The following is a 25,629-nucleotide window of genomic DNA, read 5'->3' as shown; positions in this document are numbered from 1 at the left end:
TGTTTGGACAGCGCCCCGCTGGATTTAAGTGGATTCCTGCCGGGTTATGCTGAACGCGGGGCTTTACGGTTTTGTCGTTGCGTCGGGAGGGCGTAGCCCGACCAGAGCGACGACAAAACCGTCGGCGACGGTCATGCGGCCATCACCATAGCTTGCGTGCCGAAGTAAGCCTCGTCGGGCGTGCGCCCGTCAAGGCTCGAGTGAGGGCGCCCCGCGGGTCACTTCAAATTCCTCCGGGTGTGGTCAGTCAAATTCCTCCACCCGCGAGGCAGGACAAGGGACTGTTAGTTTGAGTTTGTTTCCCGGGCAAGAGCTTCAGCGGCTTCTTTGAGCCGATAGCTGCGTCCGTCGAACTCAAGCAGATGGCAATGATGCATAAGGCGATCGAGGATCGTCGTGCTCATAGTGTTGTCCCCAAGGTATGCCCCCCAATCCTGCACGACGCGATTGGAGGTGACGATGACGCTGCGGCGCAGTTTGTAACGCTGATGGATCAGGGTCTGCAGCAAAGTGCCGGCGTCGTCGGGGATGGCGCGTGCGAGGAATAGATCGTCCAGCACGAGGAGATCGCAGTCGATGATGGTTCGCAGCCGGACCTCGCGTTGTGCCGGAGAGTTCAGGGCGTAGCGGTGGAAGAAGTCGTCGGTCTCAAGATACTGGACCTTGTGGCTTTGCAGGATCGCCTGATAGGCAATCGCCTTGGCGATGTGCGACTTCCCGGTGCCAGGTTTGCCAACAAGCAGAGCGTTCTCGCCAGCGGCAATGAACGCCAGGGTGTGGAGCTGGAAGCAGGTCTGACGTGGCAGTTTGGGATTGAAGGACCAGTCGAACTCGGCGAGCGTCAGCTTTTCGTCGAGCCCGGATTGCTGGTATCGCCGCTCGATAAGACGGGACTGACGACGGTCCAGTTCATCCTGCAGGATAAGGGAGAAGGTCTCGAGGAAGGGCTGGTTGGCGCCCTGCGCCTGGAGCACGCGCGTCTGCAGCGTGTCGCGGACACCCGACAGGCGCAGCTGTCGTAGGCAACGCTCAATTTCCGGCATGGTCATCATGTGGCTAGGTCTCCAGTTTAAGGTGAGAAGGTGCAGCGGGAGCGCTCGTGGCGCCGGAGTTGGCCGGGGTTGCGCAGGCGACACGAGCGCGGATTGCCGTGGCGTGATCGTCGTGAGCCTCGGCCTGCCGACCATTGTCGTCGGCGTCGCGCCGCACAGCGCGGCTGAAGAGGTCGCCGTATTCCGCGGGGGTACGGATCAGCGGATGATCCTGGGTGAGCGGCGATGCCGGCTGTGGCGTCACTCCAACCTGCTCGATCGCCTGTTCGAACAACCGCTCGACGGTCGCACGCACGTGCTTGTAGCGGTAGATGCGGTTGTCGATGGCGTGCGCGCAGGCCTGCTCGACCAGCCGCGCCGGATACTTCCGGCCCAGCCCGACAATGCCCCACATCGCGCGCTGTCCGGGGCGCCCTTCGGTGTCGAACACCTGCTGGCACAAGGCCCTGGTCTGCGGTCCGATGCGCTCGGCGCTCGCCAGCAGCACGGCGGTTTGCCGCGACGGGTTGAACGGCCGTTCGCTGGTCGGCAGGACGACAGAACCGGGGTGCGCCATCCGGGAATGAACACGCAGCAGCGCACGGGTGTGGCGATCACGGATCTCGATCGTGGTGGTGTAGATGCGCACGACGACCTGGCTGCCGATCGGCGCGGGCCGCGCGGCGTAATAGCTGTTGTCGACGCGTACGGTGGTGTCGTCGCAGACAGTCCGGACGACTTCGGTGAAGATGCGGAAGGGAGCGACAGGCAGCGGCCGCAGGTGCGGCTTCTCTTCCTGGAACATCGCCTCGACCTGACGGCGCGTGCTGCCGTGGATGCGTTTGGAAGCCCAGTTCTCCTCCCAGTGCCTCAAGAACTCGTTTTGCGCCTCCAGCGTCTCGAAGCGCCGTCCGGCCAGCGCAGTGCCCTGGGTATGTTGAATCGCATTCTCGACGCATCCTTTCCGATTTGGATCGGCCACGCGCGCGGGATCGGCGACCACGGCGTAATGAGCCAGCATCGCGCTGTAAATCGGGTTGAGCTGGGGCTCGTACAAATCCGGCTTGAGGACGCCTTCCTTCAGGTTGTCGAGCACGACATAGCTGGGGACCCCGCCAAAATACCGGAACGCCTCTTCGTGGAGCTGCGCCCAGACTTGTTGGCTGGACTTCCAGACTACCCGCCGGAAGCTGCGCCGCGAGTAGCGTAGCGTCATCACGAACAGGCGGGGACGACGGTACCGCCCGCTCTTCGGATCAACCGTCGGCGCGCCCTCGCCATAGTCGACCTGAGCTTCCTCGCCGGGGAGGAACTCAAGACGATCAAACTGCTCAGGATCAGCGTGCCGCAACCGGCGCACAAACCGCTTGACACTCTGGTAGCTGGACGGAAAGCCAAATTGATCAACCAGGTCCTGGTAAATCGCCTGCGCGTTCCGCTTCAGCCGGACCTGTTCTTCGATCCACGTCCGATGCGCTTCGCAAGCCGAACGGGCCAGGCTGCTGGTGACCGTCGCTTCCGATGTCCCAAAAGCCGGTGGTCGGGGTGGAGGAATTTGGCCGTCCGCGCTCACCGAGCCGGTGGTCACTTCCCCGGGGGAATTTGCCTCCGCACCGGCCCGCAGCGCCTGATAACGCCGGATCGTCTTGCGATCGACACCCGTCAGCCGGTGAATCTCGCGCTGGCTGGTGTTGCGATCAAGTAATGTAAGTACGGTGCTTTGCAGATGTCGCTTCAAGACGTTCAACTCCCCGGCCCCTTGCTGGCTAAAGGGGTCGAACATAAACGTCCTGCCTGACCGGCTACTGCTGTTCAGCGGCGCTGACGGCGATCATCAGGTGGGGGAGTTTCAAGTGACCATACCCGGGGGATTTTGACCGACCCACGGGGGGCGTCCCTGATTGTAGAAGGCCAGATACTTGGCAATTGACGCTCGCGCCTCGGACACGCTGTCGTAGGCGCGGAGATATACTTCTTCGTATTTGACCGTGCGCCAGAGCCGCTCGACAAACACGTTGTCGCGCCAGGCGCCCTTGCCGTCCATGCTGATGGCGATCTTCGCGTCCAGCAGCACATCGGTGAACTCGAGGCTGGTGAACTGGCTGCCCTGATCCGTGTTGAAAATCTCGGGCCTGCCGTGCTTCGCCAACGCCTCCTGGACCGCTTCGACGCAGAAGGCCGCCTCCATTGTGATCGAGACGCGATGGGCCAGGACCCGTCGGCTGAACACATCGACGACCGCCGCGAGATAGACGAAGCCACGCCGCATCGGAATGTAGGTGATGTCCATTGCCCACGCATGGTCGGGCCGCTCGATCTTCAATCCGCGCAACAGGTACGGGTAGATCTTGTGACCCGGAGCCGGCTTGCTCGTGTTCGGGCGACGATAGACCGCCTCGATCCCCATGCGCTTCATCAGCGTCGCGATGTGGCGGCGACCGGCGTATACGCCCTCCCGCCGCAGCAACGATCGCAGCATACGCGCTCCCGCGAAGGGATAATCGAGATGCAGCTCATCGAGCCGACGCATCAAGGCAAGGTCCTCGGCCGAAACTGGCCGAGGTTCATAGTAGACCGTGCTGCGAGCCAGCTTCAGGACCTTCGCCTGGCGCACGATAGAAAGATCATGACCGCGGTCGATCATCGCTTTGCGCTCAGCAGGCCCGCCTTGGTGAGCGCGCCGGACAAAAAATCGTTTTCCAACGCCAGCTCGCCGATCTTGGCATGTAACGCCTTCAAATCGACCGGCGTCTCGGCCGATGTCTTGTCATGCCCAAACACGCCGGCGGCGCCTTCCAGGAGCTGGTTTTTCCAGATCGTGATCTGGTTCGGATGAACATCAAACAGTTGCGCCAGCTCCGCCAGTGTCTTGTCGCCTTTGACCGCAGCCAAAGCAACCTTCGCCTTGAATGCCGGAGAATGCGTCCGGCGGCTCTTCTTCGTCATCTTCGCTCCTGATTCGCAGCAAGAATCCTCGCCGCTGTCAGGCAGAAAATCCACTCAAGCTACTGTCCGAATTTGCGGGGCCAGCTCTAATATGCGGTCTGGGCCGCGGGTATTGCGAAGGTCGATGAGCAGCCGTCCAACGAGCGGCTGTCCTATCTCGGCCTCGGACTTGCCGGCGAAGCCGGCGAGGTCGCCGAGCACATCAAGAAGCTCCTGCGCGATGATTGGCTCGACAAGGCGGGTCTCGTCGAAGAGCTCGGCGATGTCGTCTACTACTGGGCCTGCCTGTGTGACGCCACCGGCCAGCAGCCATCCGCGCTGCTCGATGCCAGTGCCGCCAAGATCAAGCGACGTATCAGCGAAGCGGCGAGCCGCTGAGCGGAGTATGCGCCCCGCGAGCGCTGTACCTCTCCCTACGGGAGAGGTGAAGCGGGCCGTCGCTCACGTCGATGTCAGAATATCCACCTTCGCGTTGGCGACGATCAGGCGGTCGGCCAGCAGCTGGGCGAGGTTGCGCATGATGCATTCGCTGGCACGTGGATGCTGCTTGCGGAAGCGTTCGAAATCCTTCAGCGACACCTCGCATGCGGTTGCTGCCATGTCGGCGAACACGTCGGCAGAACGCGTTGCCTCCAGCAGTGCCATCTCGCCGAACGCCATGCCGGCGGTGAGCGTCGCCAGCCGTATGCCGTCTGGCAAGGTGACGTGCACCGCGCCGCTGCGCAGGAAATACAGGGCATCCGCAGGATCGCCGGTCGTGAGAATCTTCGCGCCGGACTGATAGGTCCTGATGGTGCACAGCGAGGCCAGATCGGTCAGTTCTTCCTCGCTCAGCCCTGCCAGCAGGGGCTGCTCGGCGAGCTCTGTGGTCTCGTGAAAATCGATCGAGCCGCCGTAGCGATACACGATCTGATCTTCGGCCCATTCGATCGCGGTGTCGAGCAGGTAGAAATCGCGGACGTTCTTCAACTCGGCGGTCCATTCGCGCAACGTGTTCCACTCCTTCGAGGCACGCCTAACGCCTGACAGCACGACGGTCACGTTCAGCACCGCAAGCTCCTCGAACGCTTCGGCGACCAGCCGCGCGCCGGCACGCGTGGTCGAGGTCACTCGGTGCAGATCGAAGATCACGAATTGCGGCCGCGGCCGGCCGGCAAGGCGCCGCGAGACGTAATCGACCGCGGACAGCGACAGCGTGCCGACCAGCTCGATGATCCGCACCTCCTGCTCGTGTGCCGCCAAAATCTCGCGCTCCTGCGGGCGGCGCACGCGGCGCGACGGGCTCTTGCCGATGTCGTAGTCGGCGATGACGGCGTTGCGCGCGTCGTCGCTGCGGTTGAGCATGTGCAGGTCGTAGTGTGAGGACAGCGCCTCGCACACCTTGATGCCGCGCACGCTGTTGCCATGCTTGTCGAGGCGCGGTGAATAGCTGCCGAGTCCGAGGCGGGCGGGGAGGGCGGCCAAGATGCCGCCGCCGACGCCGCTCTTGGCGGGAATGCCGATCCGGTAGATCCACTCGCCGGCATAGTCGTACATGCCCGACGACGTCATTACCGAGAGCGTGCGCGAGATCGCGTAAGCGCTGAGCACCTGCTCGCCCGTGACAGGGTTGACGCCGCGATTGGCGAGCGTCGCCGCCATCACCGCGATGTCACGCGCGGTGACGAGTACGGCGCATTGGCGGAAATAGACGTCGAGGACGCCGGCGACATTGTCCGAGATGACCGCATTGGTCTTCAGCAGATAGCCGATGGCGCGGTTGCGATCACCGGTCTGGCTTTCGGAAGCATAGACGGCCTCGTCGAGCGCGAGGTCGCGTCCGGCAAAGCGGCTGAGCGCAGTGCGAATCTGCTCGAAGGCCTCCACGCCTTTGCTGTCGTAGATCAGCCCGGTGCAGGCGATCGCGCCGGCATTGACCATTGGGTTGAACGGATGGTTGTCGGAATTGAGCCGGATCGAGTTGAAGGGATCGCCCGAGGGCTCGACGCCGATCGCGCTCTCGACCGTGGCGGCACCGAGCAGGTCCAGCGCCAGTGCGAACACGAAGGGCTTCGACATCGACTGGATGGTGAAGGGTACCCGGCTGTCGCCGACCTCATAGACATGGCCGTCCAGGGTCGCCAAGCTGATGCCAAAATAGGCAGGGTCGGCCTTGCCGAGCTCGGGAATGTAGTCGGCGACATGGCCCGAGGTCTCGGCGGAGAATTCGCTGAGGCAATTGTCCAGGAACCGCAGCAAAGGCGGTTTCGAGCGGGTCCAGGCGGACGCGGCGGGCAGGTGCGGCTTCATCGCCGCACTTGTGCAACGCAATTAAGGCACGCGCAACCCGTCCGGCATCACAGGCTGGCGTCGGACCAGAAGAAGCGCGATCAAGATCGTCGGCAGCAGGATCGCAAGGCCCAGCAAGGTCACCTGCATCTGTGAAAGCGGCATGATCCCGCCGCCGGGGGTCGCCACCACGAAGCCGCCGATCACGAGCAGCACGCGAATGGGCCATTCCAGCGCGCCGGCACCGCGGAGATCGCCGACGAAGGGCTGGTAGCCCTGGATGCCGCCGCAGATGAACAGCGTGCCGAAAGCGGCGAGGCCCATCAGGCCGAGGCCGGCGAGATAGGGGCTCGGCCCTTGCAGCACCAGCGCCGGATTGAGCACGAAGAAGAACGGCAGGAAATAGATGATGCTGCCGACCCACATCGATTCCCAGCCCGTCTTCATCGCCGGCGAACCGGCGATGCCTGCGGCCGCGAAGGAGGTGATCGCAACCGGCGGGGTGATCGACGACAACATGCCCCAGTAGAAGATGAACATGTGCACCGCCATGCGGTTGAGACCGAGCTTCTCCAATGCGGGCGCGACCAGGATGGCGAGGAAGATGTAGCAGGCGGTCGTCGTCAGCCCGAGGCCGAGAATGAGGCTGGTGAGGGCGCACATGCCGAGCAGCAGGAACGGATTGTCGCCGGCGATGTGCAGGAGGTCGTTGGCAAGGCTCGAGACGACGCCGGTCATTGAGAAGGCGCCGATCAGCAGGCCGCAGCCGGCGAGGATGCCGACGAGCTCCACGAAGGTGCGTCCGTTCACTTCCAGGAATTTGCCGATCGTCGCCAATGTCCAGCGCGTGTCCTTGGAGAAGAACTGGTTGAGGACCAGCAGCAGCGCGGTCGCATAGAACGGCGCGTGGCTCTCGCGCTTGAAGTAGAGCAGCATCACGATCAGGAGCGCGATGACGAAGACGTAGTACCAGCCGTCCTTGATCGTATCCATGATCCGCGGCAGCTCGGCGCGCGGAATGCCCTTCAGCTTGTGGCGGGCTGCATAGGCGTCGACCTGCATGAACAGGCCGGCATAGTACAGCACGGCGGGGATGATGGCAGCGATTGCGACGTCCGCATAGCTGACATTGAGGAATTGCGCGATCACGAAGGCGGTCGCGCCCATCACCGGCGGCGCCAGCACCGCGCCTGTGGAGGCGCAGGCCTCGATCGCGGCAGCATAGGAGGCGCGGAAGCCGCTTTTCTTCATGACGGGGATGGTCATGGTGCCGGCGGTCAGCACGTTGGAGATGATCGAGCCCGACATCATGCCGAGCAGGCCGCTGGCAAAGATGCAGACTTTCGCCGCGCCGCCACGGAAAGTGCCGCACAGCGCGAAGGCGAGGTTGATGAAGAATTTTCCGGCCCCGGTCATCATCAGCGCGGTGCCGAATACGAGGAAGCCGATGACGGTGTCGGCAAAGGCCTGGATGGGAATGCCGAGCAGGCTTTCGCCCGACAGCACGTGATAGGCGGTCGCCTGCTCCAGGGTCGATTGCGTGCCGCGGAACGGACCGAGCCAGCGTGCCTCGGCGAACAGCGGATAGACGGTGAAGGGCAAGACGCTCAGCAACAGGCTCCAGCCGCCGGTGCGCCGCAGCGCCTCCATCAGCATCGCCCACATCACGAGGCCGGCGGCGATGACGCCCGTCGGCGCGCGGCCGAATTCCCAGCCGGCCTCCGCCGCCTTGCGCACGTTCGACATCAGCATGAGCGCCGCCGCGAAGGTCGCGAGGAACAGGACGAGGTCGTACCAGGGAATGCGATCGAGCGGGGCACGCCCCGTGCCGGGAAAGATCAGGAAGGTGAAGGGCAGCATCAAGGCGATCAGGAGATAGAAATACTCCGTGTTGAGCTGGGTGTAGCCGATGAAGAAGCGCAGCGAGAATTGCTGATTGATGCAGAGCAGGATCGTCGCAGCGGTCGCTGCCACCAGTGCCCAGCGCCAGGCGCCCCGCAGGGAGCGCACGCGCGTGACCTCCGCCTCCTGCATGTTGGCGGCGGCGCCATGCGGATCGTCGAACACGATCCGCCTGGTCTCGTCTTGCGGGGCGGTGGTGGTGGAAGAAGACATCATCGATCCCGCGCGTGGGCTAGCTAACTAGCGACTAAAGCAGAGAGGCCGTTGGTTGAATCGAGGGCGGCCGCGAACTCGCTTAACCTCTCCCGCTTGCGGGAGAGGTCGCGCCGAAGGCGCGGGTGAGGGCTCTTTCCTCTGGGGGAATCCCACCGTGGAGACACCCTCTCCCCGACCCTCCCCCGCAAGCGGGGGAGGGAGCGCACTTCCTTCTTGGCATCAAGCCTGAGCCCATTGGTTCTATTCCTCGAACCCGTTGGGCATGCCGGCCTTGGCAAGCGCCGTCGCGCGCGCCTTCATCCAGCCGTCCAGGAAGGCCTTGTCGTCGGACGGCGGATTGGACTTGCCGTAATCGGCCCACGCGGCTGCCAGCACCTCCTGGCGCTTGATCAGCTTGTTGTTGTGCGCCTCCTGCGAGTCGCTCCATTGGCCGGCTTCCTTCAGCGCCTTCACCGCGCCGGGATGCACCGGCACCACCCAGTTCTTGGTCTGGCGGTTGGCCGCGAGTCCGCCGGCGCCGGGCGCGGAGTCCTTGTAAGCGTCGTAGTTCACGATCATCGCCTTGGTCACCGCGTAGACCTGATCGGCCGGTTGCGACGCGTAGGCGACGAAGATCGGATAGGGATAGTTGCCGAGCTCGACCGGTTTCTCGGGCGAGATGCCGGCGCCGCAGGTTGCAAGCTGCGGGAAGAAGAACGAACCGACCTTCTGCATCCGCGCCCAGCCTTCCTTGTCCTTGGCGGGCAGCGGTGGCCAGATCAGTCCGCGCGGCGAGGTCTCGGCCTCCTTGGCGGGACCGGTGATGGTGGTGCCAAAGGCGGCATCGACGTCGTTGTTGATCAGCCCTTTCCACATTGCGCCGTAGCTGGCGAACTCGACGACCTTGACGTCCTTCTGCGTTAGTCCGGCGAAAGCGAGCACCGCGAGCGAATTCTGATTCAGCGCGGGCGAGCCGACGACGAAGCCGACACGCTTGCCCTTCAGGTCCTTCAGCTCCTTCACGCCGGTGTCGGCGGCGACCCCGAGCGAGGCGCAATTGCAGTCGACGGTCGAGAGTAGGGTCTGCAGCGGCTGTGGCCCCCATTCCCTAGAGCCGAACTCGAACACACCTTCCTGCGCGAAGTAGGTGCCCGATCCCATCGCCGATGAGGCTGCGCGCTTGGCGCGCAGCGGCGCAAGGCGGGCGACGTCGTTGCCTGCGGGCAGCACGCGCACGTCGGTGCCGTACTTGTCCTTCATCATCTTGCCGACGCCGACCGCGATGTTGAAGCCGGCGGTTCCGGTGTCATAGGCCGTGAAGGTCAATGTCGCCGGCAGCTTGATGTCTTCGGCGAACGAGTAGCGTGTAGACGCAAAAGAAATGCCCGCCACCAAGGCAGGCGCGAGCATGAGCAGCCCACGAAGCATGATTCCCTCCAATGATCCTCGCTTGCTTGCGAGGATTTTCTTTCTTTGTTTGAAACAACGTTTTGTTTGCAACAGATCATGTCACCGCAATCAAGCGATGGCAACGCCGTACCGTGCATTCGGGAATGAGCCTGACAGATTGTCGCGGAAACCGCGAAGAATACAGTCAATTCGCGACGATCGCGATTGCCTGTCCCTCGGCAACGACGTCGTCGAGCTTCACCAGAAGCGATGTGATTGTGCCGCTCGCGGGCGAGGGCACCGGAATCTCCATCTTCATTGCTTCGACAACTACAACGTCATCGCCATCCGCGACGGTTCCTCCAACTTGCACGGGAGTTGCGCAGACGCGTCCCGCGATCTCCGTGACGATCTTAATTTCTGGCATGCCATCGCCTTTTTGTTGTCGCCGCAAAATGCGTGAGGTAGCGTCGTCTGCAAGTGGAATTTAATTCCGCACAGCGGAACAAGTGGTAGGGAACATGGGACGACGATCGGAGCGGTTGAGTAGGCAAGGCGCACTCGCTGGCGATGCCGGCGAGGGAGATGTCATCCAGGTGGTCTCGCGCGCGTTCGACGTGTTGCGGTGCTTCGAGGGCCACGATAGCAGGCTCGGCAATCTCGAGATTTCAAACCGCTGCGGTCTGCCGCGTTCGACGGTGTCGCGGCTCACGCACACGCTGACCCGCATGGGCCAGCTCGTCTATCTGCCGCGCGATCAGAAATATCGCATCGGCCCGAGCGCGGTGGCGATGAGCGCCTCGATGATGAAGGGCGCACAGCTGCGCAGCATGATCCGGCAGCGGCTGCAGGAAGTGGCCGAGCAATTGCCGGGCACCGTCGGCTTCGTCGTCCCCGATCGCTTCCATCTCGTCTATCTCCAGTTCGCGCGCTCGCCCTCTGCACTCGGCTTGCACGAGGGCACCGGCAGCCGCATCGCGATGGCCTCGACCGCAGCAGGCGCGGCCTACACGGCGGCGCTCGCGCCGGAAGTCGGAGATGCCTTCGTCGCCGACATGGCGCGCGAAGCTCCCGAGGCTGCGAAGGTTCTCAAGCCCCGCATCGAGGCCAACCGGCAGATGCTGCGCGAGCGCGGCTATGTCGTCGCCTGCGGCCTGTGGAGCCCGCACATCAACGGCCTCGCGGTGCCGATCTGGTCGCCGCAGTACCAGACCTTCGTGGTCATCACGATCGGTCTTCTGTCGGCGATGTATGACGAGCAGCGTCTGCACGACGAAGTCGCGCCGCTGATGCTCCAGCTTGGCCGCTCGCTCGGCAGCCTGATGGAAGGCGCGGAAGGCGACGCCTTCAACAACCGTATCTCGCGTAAGCCGGTCGCCATGGCCGTGCACAACAATAACAAGCCGATCCATTCGGAGGGAGTGAATGAACTGGAAGCCGGAACTCGACGAGCTCGCCCGGCGCGAAGCCTTCGCGCGGGAGATGGGCGGCGTTGACAAGGTCAAGCGACAGCATGACCAGGGCCGGCTGACTGTTCGGGAACGTATCGACAAGCTGATCGACAAAGGCAGCTTTCACGAGATCGGTGCCATCTCCGGCATCGGTGAGTACGATCCCAGCGGCGAGCTGCAGAAACTGACGCCGGCCAACTGCGTGTTCGGCCGCGCGCGCGTCGAGGCCCGCACCGTCGTCGTGGTCGGCGACGATTTCACGGTGCGCGGCGGCTCGGCCGATGCGTCGATCTCCGCAAAGCCGCTGATGGCGGAAGAGATGGCACACGATTTCCGTCTGCCCATCGTCCGCATCATCGAGGGCTCCGGCGGCGGTGGCTCGGTCAAGACCATCGAGACCAAGGGCGCGGCGAACCTGCCCGGCGGCATCGGCGGCACGCGCTGGTATCGCTTCACGACGGAAAATCTGTCGCGCGTGCCGGTGGTCGCACTCGGCCTCGGCTCGGTGGCGGGCTTGGGTGCGGCGCGTCTTGCCGCCAGCCACTATTCCATCATGACCCGGAAATCCGCGATGTTCGTCGCCGGGCCGCCGGTGGTGAAGGCGCTGGGGCAGGATCTCACGAAGGAGGAGCTCGGCGGCGCCGACATCCAGACCCGCGCCGGCGCGGTCGATCATGCCGTCGACACCGAGGAGGAGGCCTTTGCCTGCGCGCGGCGTTTCCTCTCTTATCTGCCGTCATCGGTCTACGAGCTGCCGCCGACATTGCCCTGCACCGACAATCCGGAGCGCGGCGACGAAGCGCTGATGAATGCGGTGCCGCGCAACCGCAAGCAGGTCTACAAGATGCGGCCGATCATCGAGTCCGTCGTCGACAAGGGCTCGTTCTTCGAAGTTGCCAAGAATTTCGGCAAGCCGATCATTGTCGGCCTCGCCCGGCTCGAGGGCAGGGCGGTGCTGCTGCTGGCCAGCGACAGCTTTCACTATGGCGGCTCCTGGACGGCCGATGCCTGCCAGAAGGTGGTGCGCTGGGTCGATTTTGCCGAAACCTTCCACCTGCCGATCGTCTATCTCATGGACTGCCCCGGCTTCATGATCGGCCTCGACGCCGAGAAGGCGGCCACCATCCGCCACGGCGTCCGTGCCATGGCCGCGGTCAACCAGACCACGGTGCCCTGGTGCACCGTGATCCTGCGCAACGCCTTCGGCGTCGCCGGCGTTGTGCATCAGCCCGCCGACCGATTCTCGATCCGCTATGCCTGGCCGTCGGCCTATTGGGGCTCGCTCCCGCTCGAAGGCGGCATCGAAGCCGCCTACCGCGCCGACATCGACGCGGCAGAAGACAAAGCCGCGAAGCTGAGGGAGATCGAGGAACGGCTCAACAGGCTGCGCTCGCCGTTCCGCTCGGCCGAGAAATTCTGGGTCGAGGAGATCATCGATCCCAGGAAGACGCGGTCGCTGCTGTGCGAGTTCGCCCGGCTGGCGGAGCCCTTGCGCAAGCCGGGGCCGCCGGAGAATTTCTCGATCCGGCCGTAGCAGCCGCCGTCATTGCGAGTGTCGCGAAACAATCCAGAATCTCAAGAACGCGCGACACTCACAGGAAGAGAACAAGAGGAAACGCGAGACGTGTACGACTTCATCATCGTGGGCGGCGGCTCGGCCGGGTCCGTGCTGGCCCATCGACTCTCCGCAAGAAGCGCCAACAAGGTCCTGCTGTGCGAGGCCGGACAGGACACACCGCCCGGCAACGAGCCGGCCGAGATCAGGGACAGCTATCCCGGCACGGCCTATTTCGATCCGCGCTTTCACTGGACCGAGCTCAAGGTCACGACGCAGGTCGTCAGTCACAACAATCCGAACGAATCGCGTCCCCCTTTACGCAAATACGAACAGGCGCGCGTGCTGGGCGGCGGCTCCTCGATCAACGGCCAGATGGCCAATCGCGGCGCGCCGACCGATTACGACGAATGGGAGGCGCGGGGCGCCGAGGGGTGGCGCTGGAACGACGTGCTGCCCTTCTTCAAGAAGGTCGAGCGCGACCTCGACTTCGACGGACCGTATCACGGCAAGGACGGCCGGATCCCGGTGCGCCGTATCCCGCGGGAGCATTGGACGCAGCATTCGCAGGCCTTCGCCGAGGCCTTCCAGCAGGCCGGGCATCAATTCGTGCCCGACAGAATGGCGAGTTCGTCGACGGCTATTTTCCGGTGACGCATTCCAACCAGGCCGAGCAGCGCGTCTCCGCCGCGATGGGCTATCTCGATCGCGACACCCGCAAGCGCGCCAATCTCACCATCTCCACCAACACGCAGGTGCGCGAGCTTTTGTTCGAAGGCACGCAATGCGTCGGCGTGAAGGCTATCGTCGACGGACGCGAGCAGGAATTCCGGGGCCGCGAGATCATCCTCTCCAGCGGAGCCATTCATTCGCCGGCGCATCTGCTTCGCGCCGGCATCGGTCCGGTCGGTCACCTCAAGGATTTGGGGATTCCCGTGCTGATGGGGCTGCCGGGCGTCGGCCAGCGCCTGATGGATCATCCCTCGATCTCGCTGTCGTCCTTCGTCCGCCGCGGCGCCCGCATGAACGGGCACACCAGGCGCCACATGCAGCTCGGCCTGCGCTATTCCTCGGGTCTTGCCGGCGTGCCGAAAGGCGACATGTTCGTGGTCCTGCTCTCCAAGTCGGCCTGGCACGCGGTCGGTGAACAGATCGGCTCGCTCCTGACCTTCGTCAACAAGACCTATTCCGAGACCGGACAGGTCAAGCTGGCCTCGCGCGATCCTGCCGCGGAGCCGATCGTCGAGTTCAACCTGCTGTCCGACCGGCGCGATCTCGACCGCCTGATGAGCGGCTTCCGCAAGATGGCGGCCATTCAAATGAGCGACATCGTGAAGAAGGTGACGGACAAGCCGTTCCCGGCTGCCTACACCGACAAGGTCCGCAAGATCGGCGTGGTCAACACCAGGAACAGGATTTTGACCAAGATCGCCGCGACGCTGATGGACGGGCCGGCAGCGCTACGTCACTACATGATCGACAATTTCGTGGTGGAAGGCTTTACCTTCGATCAGGTGATAAACGACGACGAGGCGCTCGAAGCTTTCGTGCGCAAGGCAACCATCGGCGTGTGGCACGCCTCCTGCTCGTGCCGCATGGGCCGCGCCGATGATCCGATGGCGGTGGTCGACATTCAGGGCCGGGTCAAGGGCATCCAGGGCTTGCGCGTCGTCGACGCCTCGATCTTCCCGGTGGTCCCGTGCGCCAACACCAACTTCCCGGTCCTGATGTCGGCGGAGAAGATCGCGGCCGCGATGATGCAGTGAGCGGCAGCCGGTTTTGCCTTCGCAACGCTCCAAATGCGAATCTGACTTGATTGCATGCCGCAAGATTGACCCGCTGAGCGGGCATTCGTGCGCCGCGAGTTAATCATCTCGGTCGCTACGTGTAGGCTATGACGATTGCCGGCCGTGTCGCGCAATGCAGTCGGGTTTCAGCCGGCCTTTAGCCCGTCCTATTCGTGAGAGTGCGGCTTTTGGGCCCGATTGATGCGGCCGCACATCTTGTCTGACGAGGCGCACAGGATTGCCTTCGGCTTTTCGCCGCCTGACGACCGGTACTTTGCAACGCGCTTGAGGGATGGGTTGGGCGAACGGGGGCGGACGCCCCGCCGGTCAAGGACCGAGCGGCAGCAGCGCGCCGGGCAAGCCGCAGATCAGGTCGGCTTCGGGACATGCCGCGGCAAACGCAAGGCGAATGCGGCTCGTGGTCTCGACGACACGGGCGGCGATTTTCAAGAGCCGAAGACGCAGCGTCGCGAACTCGGCAGCGGCCAATTCCCGGGCTTTGGGAATGGCGTCGCGCACGGTCAGCATCAGCCAATAAGCGGCCGTATGGAGCACGAGACGGACCTGGTTGGCGAGCGCCGAACGGCAGCTGGTGCGATCGGAGGCGAGCTGCGTCTTATGCAGCTTGATCAGATTCTCGGCTTGGCCGCGCGCGCAATACAGGCTGTCGTAGATCCACTCGGCCGAGCCGACATCGAGGCTGGTGACGACGAAACGGATGTCGAGGCCGAGCATCGTCGCCTCAATACGGGCGACGGTGCGCCGTTCGCGATCCCAGGACTTTGCCTTGTGGCGCGTCTCGGTATAGCCACGCAGAACCGGCAGGTTCTCGATGGCGCGTCGCGTGCGGATGTCGTCGGCGACCTCGTCGACTTTTCTGGCGAGAGGCTTGGTGCCGGACAGACCGAAGATGTAGTCGATGCCGTTGGTCTCGCACCACGCCATTGCCTCCGGCCGGGCATAGTGCCCGTCGCCACGGAACGTAATTTGCGTGTTGTGCCATCGCGTCCGGATATGCCGTACCAGGCGGCGCAGATGGGCACGCACCTCGACGCCGCCCGGCGTCTTGCCGGGCCTCAGCACGACCGCCACGGGCCGGCTCTTCTCCGTGTCGTAGACGTGGATCGGCAGGAAGCAGCGTTCGTCATAATGAGCGTTGAACAGCGAGAGCTGCTGATGGCCGTGGACGACGTCGCAGGTATCATCGATGTCGAGCGTGACGGATGCCGGCTCGCGCGGGTAGCTATCCATCCATGCGTCGACCAAAGTGTAGGTCAGCCGGATCACGTCGCGCAGGCGCGGAGCATTCTCCAGCCGCGACAGCGTCGGCTGGGAACACAAATCCCGGCCCGTGTCCGGTAGGCGACCGCAGGCCAGTTTGAATGCCGGATCGGACCTCAGATGATCGAGGTCGTCGGCGTCCTCGTAGCCGCAGCAGATCGCGAACATGCGAGCGCGGAACATATCGACCAGGCTGTGCACGACCCGCGTCGGATCGGAGCTATGCGGGATTTTGGGTGACGAGGCGATCAGGCGGCGTGGTTTTCCGGCACTTGGATGACCTCGATGCCGTTTTCGAATCTGACACCTGCGCTGACCTTCGGCAACTGATTTGTGCCTTTCAGCCGCCGCCAGGTCTTTGATGCGGCGCAGAGCAGCTTGAACACCATCAACTTGGCAGTCGTTGACGATAACGAACCTTTCGTGCGCACCGTTCTGTGCCGGACCGTCGCGAACACGCTTTCGATGGGATTCGTCGTCCGCAAGTGGTCCCAATGCTCGGCGGGGAATTCGTAGAACGCAAGCATTGCGTCGCGATCTTTCGTCAGGCACTCGACCGCCTTGTCGTACTTCGCTCCGTATTTCTCGGCAAAGACATCGATCGCCACTTCGGCCGAAGCTCGGTTGGACGCCAAATAGACCTCGCGCAGATCCTTCTTCATGCTGGCCTGTACCGACACTGCGACTTTGTTCAAGATATTCGCGGTTTTGTGCACCCAGCACCGCTGATGTCGCGTGGCGGGAAAGACCTCGTCGAGCGCCTTCCAGAAGCCGAGCGCGCCGTCACCGACGGCGATTTCCGGGGCGATCTTCAGCCCTCGGGTTTTCGCCTCGACGAGCAGTTCGTGCCAGCTCTGCGTGCTCTCGCGCACGCCGACCTGGAAGCCGATGAGTTCCTTCTTGCCTTCCGGCGTCGCGCCGATCAGCACCAGCATGCATTCGCTGTGGTCTTCCATGCGAGCCTGCAGGAAGACGCCGTCCGCCCACACGTATACGTACCGGCGCGCCGACAGATCGCGCTTCTGCCAACGCTCGTACTCGAGCTGCCACTCCGTCGTCAGTCTGGAAACCACCGCCGGAGAAAGATTCGGCGCATCCTTGCCCAAGAGCGCCGCCAGCGCCTCCTGGAAGTCGCCCGTCGAGATGCCTCGCAGGTACAGAACCGGCAAAAGTGCATCCAAGCTCTTCGTGCGCCGTGCCCACAACGGCAGGATCGCCGAGGTGAAGCGGATCCGCTCGCCATCGCTGGTCACCGCGCGATCGCGAATCTTTACCCGGGCGACTTCGACGGCGCCGATCCCCGTCTGGATCGTCCGCACTGGACCATGGCCGTGTCGCACGAGGCGGTCGCGGCCATCGGGAAGCTTCAAGCCCTTCATCGCGGCGAGAAACGCCTCGGCTTCCATCTCGACAGCCTGCGCAAGCAGCTGCCGAGCTCCAGATCGCAAAATATTCGTCAGTGGATCGTCGATCTCATCGGGCTGACGCAGTGGGACAATGTTGCTATGCTCGTTCATGGCGTATCGCTCTCCTTGAGGTTCTGGCAGGCTCGACACCCGCCTCGATACGCCGCCTATCTCATTCCGTCATCACCCAGTTTCCCGCATAGCTCGTCGGATCGCGCCGATCCGGGAACACCCGGGCCAGATTGTTGGCCAAACCGAGACGCCGCTCGGCCATCGCCAGAAGCATCACGCCCCCGTTCGAGGTTAGGCGCCCACCATCGAAGGCAGCTGTGACTTTCTTGGCGTGAACGGCTGGAAACGAGAAGGGCGGAATCGTATCGTCGGTCATGGCGGGCGTGGCGTTCGCGGTTGGAGGTGATGGGGTTGGCTTCGCAACCGAATCCTACGCCGCATCAGCGCTTTACCCCTCAGGCGCACTCTTACGAATAAGACGGGTTAAGTTGAAGAAAGATTGAGTGACTCCCGATCATTTCTGTGCCGAAACGTGGAGTCGCGGTCGTGCCGCGTCCAAAGAAACCGGCGCGAGCGGCCTATTAGACGCGGTAGGTGCTCAGCCTCCGAAACGAGACTATCAAGCATGAAGAGATCGAGCGCGAGGCAGAGGTTTTATTTGTGTTGAATTCTTGCTTCTCGATAGTGGTCTGAAATCGTATCATCGGTCATGGCGGGCGTGGCGTTCGCGGTTGAAGGTGATGGGGTGGCTTCGCAACCGAATCCTACGCCGCATCAGCGCTTTACACCACGCTCGCCAGCCTCTCAGGCGCCCTCTCGCGAATAAGACGGGTTAGTCCCATTTCAGCCAAACTGTATTTGTTTCTCATGATCCGGGGCAGGTGGTCTGAGCCCCTCGCTTCATCCAGCAATGGAAAGAGTCCCGGTTGAATATGAGCCCAAGGGGCTCGGTGAAGCAACGGGGCGGGGCGCGGAGCCCTCGGCATAGCGCAGCGTCCCGTCCCGTTGCGGCCCAAGAGCGTTGCGTTTGGCGTATTCGGTCGGCGTGAGGTTGCCCAGGGCGCTGTGCGGCCGGGCGTTGTTGTAGTCGTCTTTCCAGGCCGCCAGCACGGCTCGCGCCTGTGCGAGCGAAGTGAACAGCGTCTCATTGAGAAGTTCATCGCGCAGGCGGGCGTTAAAGCTCTCGATGAAGGCATTCTGGGTCGGTTTGCCGGGCGCGATGTAGTGCCACTCGATCTGCCTCTCTTGGCTGAAGCGCAGCACGGCCATTCCGGTCAGCTCAGTGCCGTTGTCGGACAGGCACATCGCCGGCCGGCCGCGCCAGGCAATGATGACATCGAGCTCGCGTGTGACCCGCAGGCCCGACAGCGAAGTATCGGCGACGAGCGCCAGGCATTCGCGAGTGAAGTCGTCGACCACAGCCAGAATCCGGAACCGTCGGCCATCGGCGAACGCATCCGACAGAAAGTCGAGACTCCAGCGCTGGTTGGCGCCTTGCGGGATCGCCATTGGCGCCCTGCTGCCGAGCGCCCGTTTACGGCCGCCACGCCGGCGGACTTGCAGCCGTTCCTCGCGATACAGACGTCGAAACTTCTTGTGGTTCATGACCAGCCCCTCGCGGCGCATCAGCACCAGCAGACGACGGTAGCCGAACCGGCGGCGGATGGCCGCCAGCTCGCGCAGGCGGGCGCGTACGGCCGCATCATCGGCTCGCCCGTTGCGATAGCGCACCGATGCGCGATCTGCCCCCAAGGCTTTGCACGCCCGCCGTTCGCTCACTTCGAAGTTGGTCCGCAGATGAGCGACGGCCTCTCGCCTCGCGGCGGGCGTCACCATTTTTTTGACGCAACGTCCTTGAGCATGGCGTTGTCGAGCATTGCCTCGGCCAGGAGCTTCTTCAGCTTGGCGTTCTCGTCCTCCAATGCCTTCAGCCGCTTGGCATCGGATACCTCCAGGCCACCGTACTTGGCCTTCCATTTGTAGAATGTTGCGCTCGAGATCCCGTGTTTGCGGCAGACATCAGCCGTCGCCACACCCGCCTCCTGCTCCCGCAAAATCCCGATGATCTGCTCTTCCGTGAACCGACTTGGCTTCATGGTCCATCTCCTCAGAGGTGACGGACTCTACCCATTCTTGGAGGAGTTTGCGGGGCTCAGACCACAGGGTCTCTCATTTGGAGTCCTTGCAATGTTCAAGCGAGTATTTTCTGCGTGCCTCTTCATTGTTCTCGGTTCTGTCGCTTCGGAAGCCCGTCCTTATCGCATCCATCAAGCCCCTGAATGTAATGTCACCATGCCCTGCGACTTCTCGTATTCGCAGACGCGACGCGAGCGGACTTCGCGATCCTTATCAGCTTCCAGATCTTCACCGGTTTCCAGGTCCTCGCTGCAGGCCTACCGCTCGACGCAACTGACGGTAACTGAAGAGCTGGCCCCGCAAATTCGGACAGTAGCTTGAGTGGATTTTCTGCCTGACAGCGGCGAGGATTCTTGCTGCGAATCAGGAGCGAAGATGACGAAGAAGAGCCGCCGGACGCATTCTCCGGCATTCAAGGCGAAGGTTGCTTTGGCTGCGGTCAAAGGCGACAAGACACTGGCGGAGCTGGCGCAACTGTTTGATGTTCATCCGAACCAGATCACGATCTGGAAAAACCAGCTCCTGGAAGGCGCCGCCGGCGTGTTTGGGCATGACAAGACATCGGCCGAGACGCCGGTCGATTTGAAGGCGTTACATGCCAAGATCGGCGAGCTGGCGTTGGAAAACGATTTTTTGTCCGGCGCGCTCACCAAGGCGGGCCTGCTGAGCGCAAAGCGATGATCGACCGCGATCATGATCTTTCTATCGTGCGCCAGGCGAAGGTCCTGAAGCTGGCTCGCAGCACGGTCTACTATGAACCTCGGCCAGTTTCGGCCGAGGACCTTGCCTTGATGCGTCGGCTCGATGAGCTGCATCTCGATTATCCCTTCGCGGGAGCGCGTATGCTGCGATCGTTGCTGCGGCGGGAGGGCGTATACGCCGGTCGCCGCCACATCGCGACGCTGATGAAGCGCATGGGGATCGAGGCGGTCTATCGTCGCCCGAACACGAGCAAGCCGGCTCCGGGTCACAAGATCTACCCGTACCTGTTGCGCGGATTGAAGATCGAGCGGCCCGACCATGCGTGGGCAATGGACATCACCTACATTCCGATGCGGCGTGGCTTCGTCTATCTCGCGGCGGTCGTCGATGTGTTCAGCCGACGGGTCCTGGCCCATCGCGTCTCGATCACAATGGAGGCGGCCTTCTGCGTCGAAGCGGTCCAGGAGGCGTTGGCGAAGCACGGCAGGCCCGAGATTTTCAACACGGATCAGGGCAGCCAGTTCACCAGCCTCGAGTTCACCGATGTGCTGCTGGACGCGAAGATCGCCATCAGCATGGACGGCAAGGGCGCCTGGCGCGACAACGTGTTTGTCGAGCGGCTCTGGCGCACGGTCAAATACGAAGAAGTATATCTCCGCGCCTACGACAGCGTGTCCGAGGCGCGAGCGTCAATTGCCAAGTATCTGGCCTTCTACAATCAGGGACGCCCTCACTCGAGCCTTGACGGGCGCACGCCCGACGAGGCTTACTTCGGCACGCAAGCTATGGTGATGGCCGCATGACCGTCGCCGACGGTTTTGTCGTCGCTCTGGTCGGGCTACGCCCTCCCGACGCAACGACAAAACCGTAAAGCCCCGCGTTCAGCATAACCCGGCAGGAATCCACTTAAATCCAGCGGGGCGCTGTCCAAACAACCGGGGCCAGCTCTGACCAGCAATCCCCGCCAATCCGTCACGAATGGCTGTTTACCATGCTGGTCCTCGATCAGGCCCTTCTCGCCGATGATCGCGCGCAGTGAATCGCGTATTCGGGCGGTTAGCGGAGCGGTTGGAATGATGGGTTCGGACGGACCGGCAGCCGGCATTTGCTTAGGGCATTGTCCACGTTTGCGCCGTGGATTCTAACGGCAATAGGGTTCTTGGCCCGGAAAGCCCGGCAAGCAGGGCGTTTTCTGCGTCGACAGCTGTTCTAGGGGGGCGTTTTCGGCGGTTTCGTTTGAGCCGCCGTCCGCGCCAGGCGCGCTTGACGCGCTCTTCGTCTGTCGGTGCACGTCGTGTACCCGCCGGCACCTTGCGCATCATCCCGTTAACCGTCGATCTCTGCGATCGCGTTTAAGCCACGTTAATGATGCTTTCTCAATACGATACATCGCACTTTGTTGCGGTCCATGTTTGTCGATCGCCCGTAAGTGTTGATTAAGAAGGCCAAATCCATATTGCAGCCTGCGATGTGGGGGTGATCGCAGCAATGCTGCGGCCTCTCCCATCACGAGATTTCAGGGAAGTTTTTTGCCGTAACGACGGCAATCAGGATGAAGGTCATGCTCCGCCGCGCAGTGCTCCGTTTCGGGAGTGATCGGAAGGCCAACGTCGCCATCATCTTCGCGCTCATGATGGTTCCGACCATCTTTCTTTTGGGCATGACGCTCGACTACACACTGGCATTGCGTAAGCGCGAGCAGTTGAACGCCGCCGCCGCCGACGCCGCCGCGATCGCAGCCGTACGGCCGGCGATGCTGGTGCAGAGTGACACGGCCGTGGTCAAGGCGACCGCGGAAGCTGTTTTCGCTGCGAAGGCGAATCTTCCCGGCCTGTCTTCGGTCCCGACGCCGACGGTCACCGTCACTGATACCGGTCTTGCTCGCACGATCACGGTGTCCTACACCGCGCAGTCCATCAACAATTTCCCCGGTGTTCTCGGCAAGCAGACCTGGCAGGTCAACGGATCCGCCACGGCGCGGGCGTCCAGCGCGCCCAACATGAATTTCTATCTGCTGATGGATGACTCGCCGTCCATGGGAGAGCTGGCCCCGGTTGTTTGGACAGCGCCCCGCTGGATTTAAGTGGATTCCTGCCGGGTTATGCTGAACGCGGGGCTTTACGGTTTTGTCGTTGCGTCGGGAGGGCGTAGCCCGACCAGAGCGACGACAAAACCGTCGGCGACGGTCATGCGGCCATCACCATAGCTTGCGTGCCGAAGTAAGCCTCGTCGGGCGTGCGCCCGTCAAGGCTCGAGTGAGGGCGTCCCTGATTGTAGAAGGCCAGATACTTGGCAATTGACGCTCGCGCCTCGGACACGCTGTCGTAGGCGCGGAGATATACTTCTTCGTATTTGACCGTGCGCCAGAGCCGCTCGACAAACACGTTGTCGCGCCAGGCGCCCTTGCCGTCCATGCTGATGGCGATCTTCGCGTCCAGCAGCACATCGGTGAACTCGAGGCTGGTGAACTGGCTGCCCTGATCCGTGTTGAAAATCTCGGGCCTGCCGTGCTTCGCCAACGCCTCCTGGACCGCTTCGACGCAGAAGGCCGCCTCCATTGTGATCGAGACGCGATGGGCCAGGACCCGTCGGCTGAACACATCGACGACCGCCGCGAGATAGACGAAGCCACGCCGCATCGGAATGTAGGTGATGTCCATTGCCCACGCATGGTCGGGCCGCTCGATCTTCAATCCGCGCAACAGGTACGGGTAGATCTTGTGACCCGGAGCCGGCTTGCTCGTGTTCGGGCGACGATAGACCGCCTCGATCCCCATGCGCTTCATCAGCGTCGCGATGTGGCGGCGACCGGCGTATACGCCCTCCCGCCGCAGCAACGATCGCAGCATACGCGCTCCCGCGAAGGGATAATCGAGATGCAGCTCATCGAGCCGACGCATCAAGGCAAGGTCCTCGGCCGAAACTGGCCGAGGTTCATAGTAGACCGTGCTGCGAGCCAGCTTCAGGACCTTCGCCTGGCGCACGATAGAAAGATCATGATCGCGGTCGATCATCGCTTTGCGCTCAGCAGGCCCGCCTTGGTGAGCGCGCCGGACAAAAAATCGTTTTCCAACGCCAGCTCGCCGATCTTGGCATGTAACGCCTTCAAATCGACCGGCGTCTCGGCCGATGTCTTGTCATGCCCAAACACGCCGGCGGCGCCTTCCAGGAGCTGGTTTTTCCAGATCGTGATCTGGTTCGGATGAACATCAAACAGTTGCGCCAGCTCCGCCAGTGTCTTGTCGCCTTTGACCGCAGCCAAAGCAACCTTCGCCTTGAATGCCGGAGAATGCGTCCGGCGGCTCTTCTTCGTCATCTTCGCTCCTGATTCGCAGCAAGAATCCTCGCCGCTGTCAGGCAGAAAATCCACTCAAGCTACTGTCCGAATTTGCGGGGCCAGCTCTTGGGGATCGGCGCGACCACTACCGATATCAGCAATCTCATCAAGTATACCGCCTCTGCGTATCAGTCAGCAACGGCCTCGCAGAATTGCGGCTTCGCTTGTCATCAGACCAATATTGCTCACGACGGCGGGACGAAGGATAACCTCACGATCGCGCGAAACAGAAACATTACTTTGCGGATCGACCTCGTGACGAGTGCTGTGAACCAGTTGCTCAATTCGTGGTCGAACTGCCCGCAGTCAGGCATTTCGGGGGGCGTCATGCAGTGCATGGCGGCGTTGAACAACACCACCTACAAAGCGGCGCTCTACACATTCGACTTACGTTTGAACACACTTGCCACGCTGACTACCCCCTCCCTCGCCGGAACCAAGGTTTCCAACATCTCGCTGATGCCGGTCGCCTACCAGAACTGTGTCGTTGTGACGACCAACTGCAAGACCGACAATGGCACAGATATCCTCGGTGCGCTTACAAGCCTCAACACCATCATGCCCACGCCCGGGCTTGGTAGCAACGCGGCGGGAGATACGCCGCAGCAAGTGGTATTCCTCGTCACCGACGGCGTTGAAGACAAGATCTCCACGACTTGCCCGAACGCGAGCTTCGCCTCCAACAATCGATGCCAGCAGCCGCTCGACACGACGATGTGCACGACCATCAAGAACCGCGGTATCAAGATCGCCGTCCTCTACACGGAGTATCTACAGCTCATCGCCGATCCCAATACCGGCATCCAGAAAACCGACAATTGGTATATGAGCTGGATCCACAAGTATAACCAGCCTACTTCCTCAACCGGCAAGATCGCGCAAAACCTCCAGGCGTGCGCCTCGCCCGGTTTCTATGCCCATGTTCAAACAGGCGGCGATATCTCCGAGGCGCTGACGGACCTGTTCATCAAGGTCGCATCCAGCACGGCCAGCCTCGTGAAGTAGAGAAGAAGAGCCATGACCGGCCCCGCCGCAACGACCAAGAGACGCCGCAATCGCTGTGCCGCCTTCGCGCGGGACAAGAGGGGCGCGACGGCCGTGGAATTCGCGCTGGTCGCTGCACCGTTCCTCGCGCTCATTATAGCGCTGATCCAGACGTTCCTCGTTTTCTTCGCCCAGCAGACGCTCGAATCCATCGTGCGCCAGTCGGCGCGCCTCGTCATGACCGGACAGGTTCAATCCGCCCAGATGACGCAGGCGGCTTTCAAGCAGAAGGTCTGCGATCAGATCGTGATCCTGTTCAATTGCAGCGGCCTCATGGTCGACATGCAGGTGGCGACCTCGTGGACGTCCGCGAACACGGGGATGCCGACCCTGACCTTCGACAGCTCGGGCAAGGTCACCAATACCTGGCAGTACGACCCCGGCGATGCCGGCGACATCGTCGTGCTCCGCGTCATGTATGTCTGGCCGGTCGTCCTCGGGCCGCTCGGTTTCAACCTCTCGAACCTCAGCAACGGCAACCGGCTGATCATGTCGTCCGCCGCGTTCCAGAACGAGCCAGGAGCCCCCTGATGATCTCCGCCCTGTCATCTCGCGCCCGGCACCTGCTGGCCGATGACCGCGCCGTTGCAGCGACGGAGTTCGCCATGGTGGTGCCGTTCATGCTGGTGCTCTATGTCGGCGGCGTCGAGCTCGGCAACGGCCTTGCCATGAACGTCAAGGTCAGCGCGACCGCGCACAGTGTCGCCGACATGGTCACGCAGAACACGGCCGTCACCTCGTCTCAGATGGACGGCATTCTCGCGGCTGCGAGCGCCATCATGGCTCCCTATCCGACCAAGAGCGGCAGCACCTCCTTGATGACGATTACGGTTTCGGGCGTGTCGACCGACAGCAACGGCAATGCGACGGTGCAATGGAGCACGTCGACCAGCTCGACGGGCGCGAGACAGAAGGGTGACCCGATGACCTTGTCGAAGTTCACGGGGCCGAGCGGTACCACCAACGCCAACATCTCGCTCGTCCTGAGCGAGGTGACCTATGACTATGCGCCCAACCTCGGCTTCACCATCGCCGGCGCCGTGAAGCTGTCCGACAGCTACTATCTGTTCCCCCGCTGCTCGACCAACAGCCCGGCCACCTCGAGCTTTCCCTATTACGACGTGAAATATCCGGCGACCAAGACCTGCACCTGCGTCGAGCACTTGCAGAAGAAGACCTGTTGATCG

At 62.6% G+C, this 25,629-nt stretch carries 16 protein-coding genes and 5 pseudogenes; 9 read left to right on the top strand and 12 right to left on the bottom strand.

Annotated elements, in window-relative coordinates; genetic code table 11:
- Positions 1–284 precede the first annotated feature (284 nt).
- The 3 genes and pseudogenes from istB to ABIF91_RS39715 form a co-directional block, all read right to left on the bottom strand.
- Positions 285–1,052 (bottom strand): IS21-like element IS1631 family helper ATPase IstB, encoded by a 768-nt coding sequence (istB, locus tag ABIF91_RS39725; RefSeq protein WP_038952109.1) that lies wholly within the window; start codon positions 1,050–1,052, stop codon positions 285–287.
- A 4-nt stretch (positions 1,053–1,056) separates the two neighbouring features.
- Complete coding sequence (gene istA / locus ABIF91_RS39720) at positions 1,057–2,814, bottom strand: IS21-like element IS1631 family transposase (RefSeq protein WP_100214066.1); 1,758 nt, start codon at positions 2,812–2,814, stop codon at positions 1,057–1,059.
- A 105-nt stretch (positions 2,815–2,919) separates the two neighbouring features.
- Positions 2,920–3,977: pseudogene (locus ABIF91_RS39715) on the bottom strand (IS3-like element ISRj2 family transposase); the annotation flags it as partial.
- Between the two features lie 111 nt (positions 3,978–4,088).
- Here ABIF91_RS39715 and ABIF91_RS39710 point away from each other — a divergent pair.
- Positions 4,089–4,355 (top strand): MazG nucleotide pyrophosphohydrolase domain-containing protein, encoded by a 267-nt coding sequence (locus ABIF91_RS39710; protein WP_051393985.1) that lies wholly within the window; start codon positions 4,089–4,091, stop codon positions 4,353–4,355.
- 63 nt (positions 4,356–4,418) lie between these two features.
- Here the strand turns inward: ABIF91_RS39710 and glsA are convergent, their stop codons facing one another.
- The 4 genes from glsA to ABIF91_RS39690 form a co-directional block, all read right to left on the bottom strand.
- Positions 4,419–6,266: a glutaminase A gene (gene glsA, locus ABIF91_RS39705; RefSeq protein WP_028181348.1), complete on the bottom strand. Its 1,848-nt coding sequence runs from the start codon at positions 6,264–6,266 to the stop codon at positions 4,419–4,421.
- Positions 6,267–6,287: 21 nt separating this feature from the next.
- Positions 6,288–8,363 (bottom strand): TRAP transporter permease, encoded by a 2,076-nt coding sequence (locus ABIF91_RS39700; RefSeq protein ID WP_424579737.1) that lies wholly within the window; start codon positions 8,361–8,363, stop codon positions 6,288–6,290.
- 240 nt (positions 8,364–8,603) lie between these two features.
- Positions 8,604–9,770: a TAXI family TRAP transporter solute-binding subunit gene (locus ABIF91_RS39695; protein ID WP_028181346.1), complete on the bottom strand. Its 1,167-nt coding sequence runs from the start codon at positions 9,768–9,770 to the stop codon at positions 8,604–8,606.
- A gap of 166 nt (positions 9,771–9,936) precedes the next feature.
- Complete coding sequence (locus tag ABIF91_RS39690; protein WP_028181345.1) at positions 9,937–10,158, bottom strand: acetyl-CoA carboxylase biotin carboxyl carrier protein subunit; 222 nt, start codon at positions 10,156–10,158, stop codon at positions 9,937–9,939.
- A 94-nt stretch (positions 10,159–10,252) separates the two neighbouring features.
- Here ABIF91_RS39690 and ABIF91_RS39685 point away from each other — a divergent pair, with 94 nt between their 5' ends.
- The 3 genes and pseudogenes from ABIF91_RS39685 (at position 10,253) to ABIF91_RS39675 (ending at position 14,503) form a co-directional block, all read left to right on the top strand.
- Positions 10,253–11,227 (top strand): IclR family transcriptional regulator, encoded by a 975-nt coding sequence (locus ABIF91_RS39685; protein WP_028181344.1) that lies wholly within the window; start codon positions 10,253–10,255, stop codon positions 11,225–11,227.
- On the top strand, positions 11,157–12,716 hold the full coding sequence (locus ABIF91_RS39680) for an acyl-CoA carboxylase subunit beta (protein ID WP_028181343.1): 1,560 nt from the start codon (positions 11,157–11,159) through the stop codon (positions 12,714–12,716). The genes ABIF91_RS39685 and ABIF91_RS39680 overlap by 71 nt, the downstream gene beginning before the upstream one ends.
- A gap of 90 nt (positions 12,717–12,806) precedes the next feature.
- Positions 12,807–14,503 (top strand): annotated as a pseudogene (locus ABIF91_RS39675) (GMC family oxidoreductase).
- 348 nt (positions 14,504–14,851) lie between these two features.
- Here ABIF91_RS39675 and ABIF91_RS39670 read toward each other — a convergent pair.
- From ABIF91_RS39670 to ABIF91_RS39655, 4 genes and pseudogenes are all read right to left on the bottom strand, one after another.
- Positions 14,852–16,168 carry an IS1380 family transposase gene (locus ABIF91_RS39670; RefSeq protein ID WP_424579857.1) on the bottom strand — a complete coding sequence of 439 codons (1,317 nt, stop codon included), beginning with the start codon at positions 16,166–16,168 and terminating at the stop codon, positions 14,852–14,854.
- Positions 16,054–17,322, bottom strand: coding sequence for an IS256 family transposase (locus ABIF91_RS39665; RefSeq protein ID WP_014497957.1), 1,269 nt, complete (start codon positions 17,320–17,322; stop codon positions 16,054–16,056). Before ABIF91_RS39665 ends, ABIF91_RS39670 begins: the two co-directional genes overlap by 115 nt.
- Before the next feature lie 94 nt (positions 17,323–17,416).
- A pseudogene (locus tag ABIF91_RS39660) lies at positions 17,417–17,599 on the bottom strand (transposase); the annotation flags it as partial.
- A 524-nt stretch (positions 17,600–18,123) separates the two neighbouring features.
- A protein-coding gene (locus ABIF91_RS39655) for an IS3 family transposase (RefSeq protein ID WP_424578816.1) occupies positions 18,124–19,319 on the bottom strand; the annotation gives its coding sequence in 2 pieces (ribosomal slippage) (positions 18,124–19,068 and positions 19,071–19,319; 1,194 coding nt in all).
- Between the two features lie 415 nt (positions 19,320–19,734).
- Between ABIF91_RS39655 and ABIF91_RS39650 the strand changes: the two genes are divergently transcribed.
- Together ABIF91_RS39650 and ABIF91_RS39645 are read left to right on the top strand one after the other, a co-directional pair.
- A protein-coding gene (locus ABIF91_RS39650) for an IS3-like element ISRj2 family transposase (protein ID WP_129557670.1) occupies positions 19,735–20,864 on the top strand; the annotation gives its coding sequence in 2 pieces (ribosomal slippage) (positions 19,735–19,987 and positions 19,987–20,864; 1,131 coding nt in all).
- A 758-nt stretch (positions 20,865–21,622) separates the two neighbouring features.
- Positions 21,623–22,102 (top strand): annotated as a pseudogene (locus ABIF91_RS39645) (TadE/TadG family type IV pilus assembly protein); the annotation flags it as partial.
- A gap of 145 nt (positions 22,103–22,247) precedes the next feature.
- Here the strand turns inward: ABIF91_RS39645 and ABIF91_RS39640 are convergent.
- Positions 22,248–23,377, bottom strand: a protein-coding gene (locus tag ABIF91_RS39640; protein WP_129557670.1) for an IS3-like element ISRj2 family transposase whose coding sequence is annotated in 2 segments (ribosomal slippage) — positions 22,248–23,125 and positions 23,125–23,377 — 1,131 coding nt in all. Because the reading frame shifts where the segments join, the coding sequence is not laid out codon by codon here.
- A gap of 90 nt (positions 23,378–23,467) precedes the next feature.
- On the opposite strand from ABIF91_RS39640, the pseudogene ABIF91_RS39635 reads away from it, so the two are divergent.
- From ABIF91_RS39635 to ABIF91_RS39625, 3 genes and pseudogenes are all read left to right on the top strand, one after another.
- A pseudogene (locus ABIF91_RS39635) lies at positions 23,468–24,403 on the top strand (TadE/TadG family type IV pilus assembly protein); the annotation flags it as partial.
- Positions 24,404–24,415: 12 nt separating this feature from the next.
- The gene (locus tag ABIF91_RS39630; protein ID WP_028178421.1) at positions 24,416–24,973 is read left to right on the top strand and encodes a TadE/TadG family type IV pilus assembly protein; all 558 of its coding nucleotides are present in this window, start codon (positions 24,416–24,418) and stop codon (positions 24,971–24,973) included.
- Complete coding sequence (locus ABIF91_RS39625; RefSeq protein ID WP_028178422.1) at positions 24,973–25,626, top strand: TadE/TadG family type IV pilus assembly protein; 654 nt, start codon at positions 24,973–24,975, stop codon at positions 25,624–25,626. The genes ABIF91_RS39630 and ABIF91_RS39625 overlap by 1 nt, the downstream gene beginning before the upstream one ends.
- Positions 25,627–25,629 lie beyond the last annotated feature (3 nt).

Source organism: Bradyrhizobium sp. USDA 241 (genome assembly GCF_049739505.1).
In the GTDB taxonomy this organism is placed as follows: domain Bacteria; phylum Pseudomonadota; class Alphaproteobacteria; order Rhizobiales; family Xanthobacteraceae; genus Bradyrhizobium; species Bradyrhizobium liaoningense.
Note: the sequence above shows the minus strand (reverse complement) of the source record. Positions and strands in the feature narration are given on the sequence as shown.

Coding starts and splice junctions, on each gene's coding strand:
- ABIF91_RS39690 (WP_028181345.1), bottom strand. CDS start 10,158: ATGCCAGAAATTAAGATCGTCACGGAGATCGCGGGACGCGTCTGCGCA.
- glsA (WP_028181348.1), bottom strand. CDS start 6,266: ATGAAGCCGCACCTGCCCGCCGCGTCCGCCTGGACCCGCTCGAAACCG.
- ABIF91_RS39685 (WP_028181344.1), top strand. CDS start 10,253: ATGGGACGACGATCGGAGCGGTTGAGTAGGCAAGGCGCACTCGCTGGC.
- ABIF91_RS39680 (WP_028181343.1), top strand. CDS start 11,157: ATGAACTGGAAGCCGGAACTCGACGAGCTCGCCCGGCGCGAAGCCTTC.
- ABIF91_RS39630 (WP_028178421.1), top strand. CDS start 24,416: ATGACCGGCCCCGCCGCAACGACCAAGAGACGCCGCAATCGCTGTGCC.
- ABIF91_RS39665 (WP_014497957.1), bottom strand. CDS start 17,322: ATGAACGAGCATAGCAACATTGTCCCACTGCGTCAGCCCGATGAGATC.
- istA (WP_100214066.1), bottom strand. CDS start 2,814: ATGTTCGACCCCTTTAGCCAGCAAGGGGCCGGGGAGTTGAACGTCTTG.
- ABIF91_RS39625 (WP_028178422.1), top strand. CDS start 24,973: ATGATCTCCGCCCTGTCATCTCGCGCCCGGCACCTGCTGGCCGATGAC.
- ABIF91_RS39695 (WP_028181346.1), bottom strand. CDS start 9,770: ATGCTTCGTGGGCTGCTCATGCTCGCGCCTGCCTTGGTGGCGGGCATT.
- ABIF91_RS39700 (WP_424579737.1), bottom strand. CDS start 8,363: ATGATGTCTTCTTCCACCACCACCGCCCCGCAAGACGAGACCAGGCGG.
- istB (WP_038952109.1), bottom strand. CDS start 1,052: ATGATGACCATGCCGGAAATTGAGCGTTGCCTACGACAGCTGCGCCTG.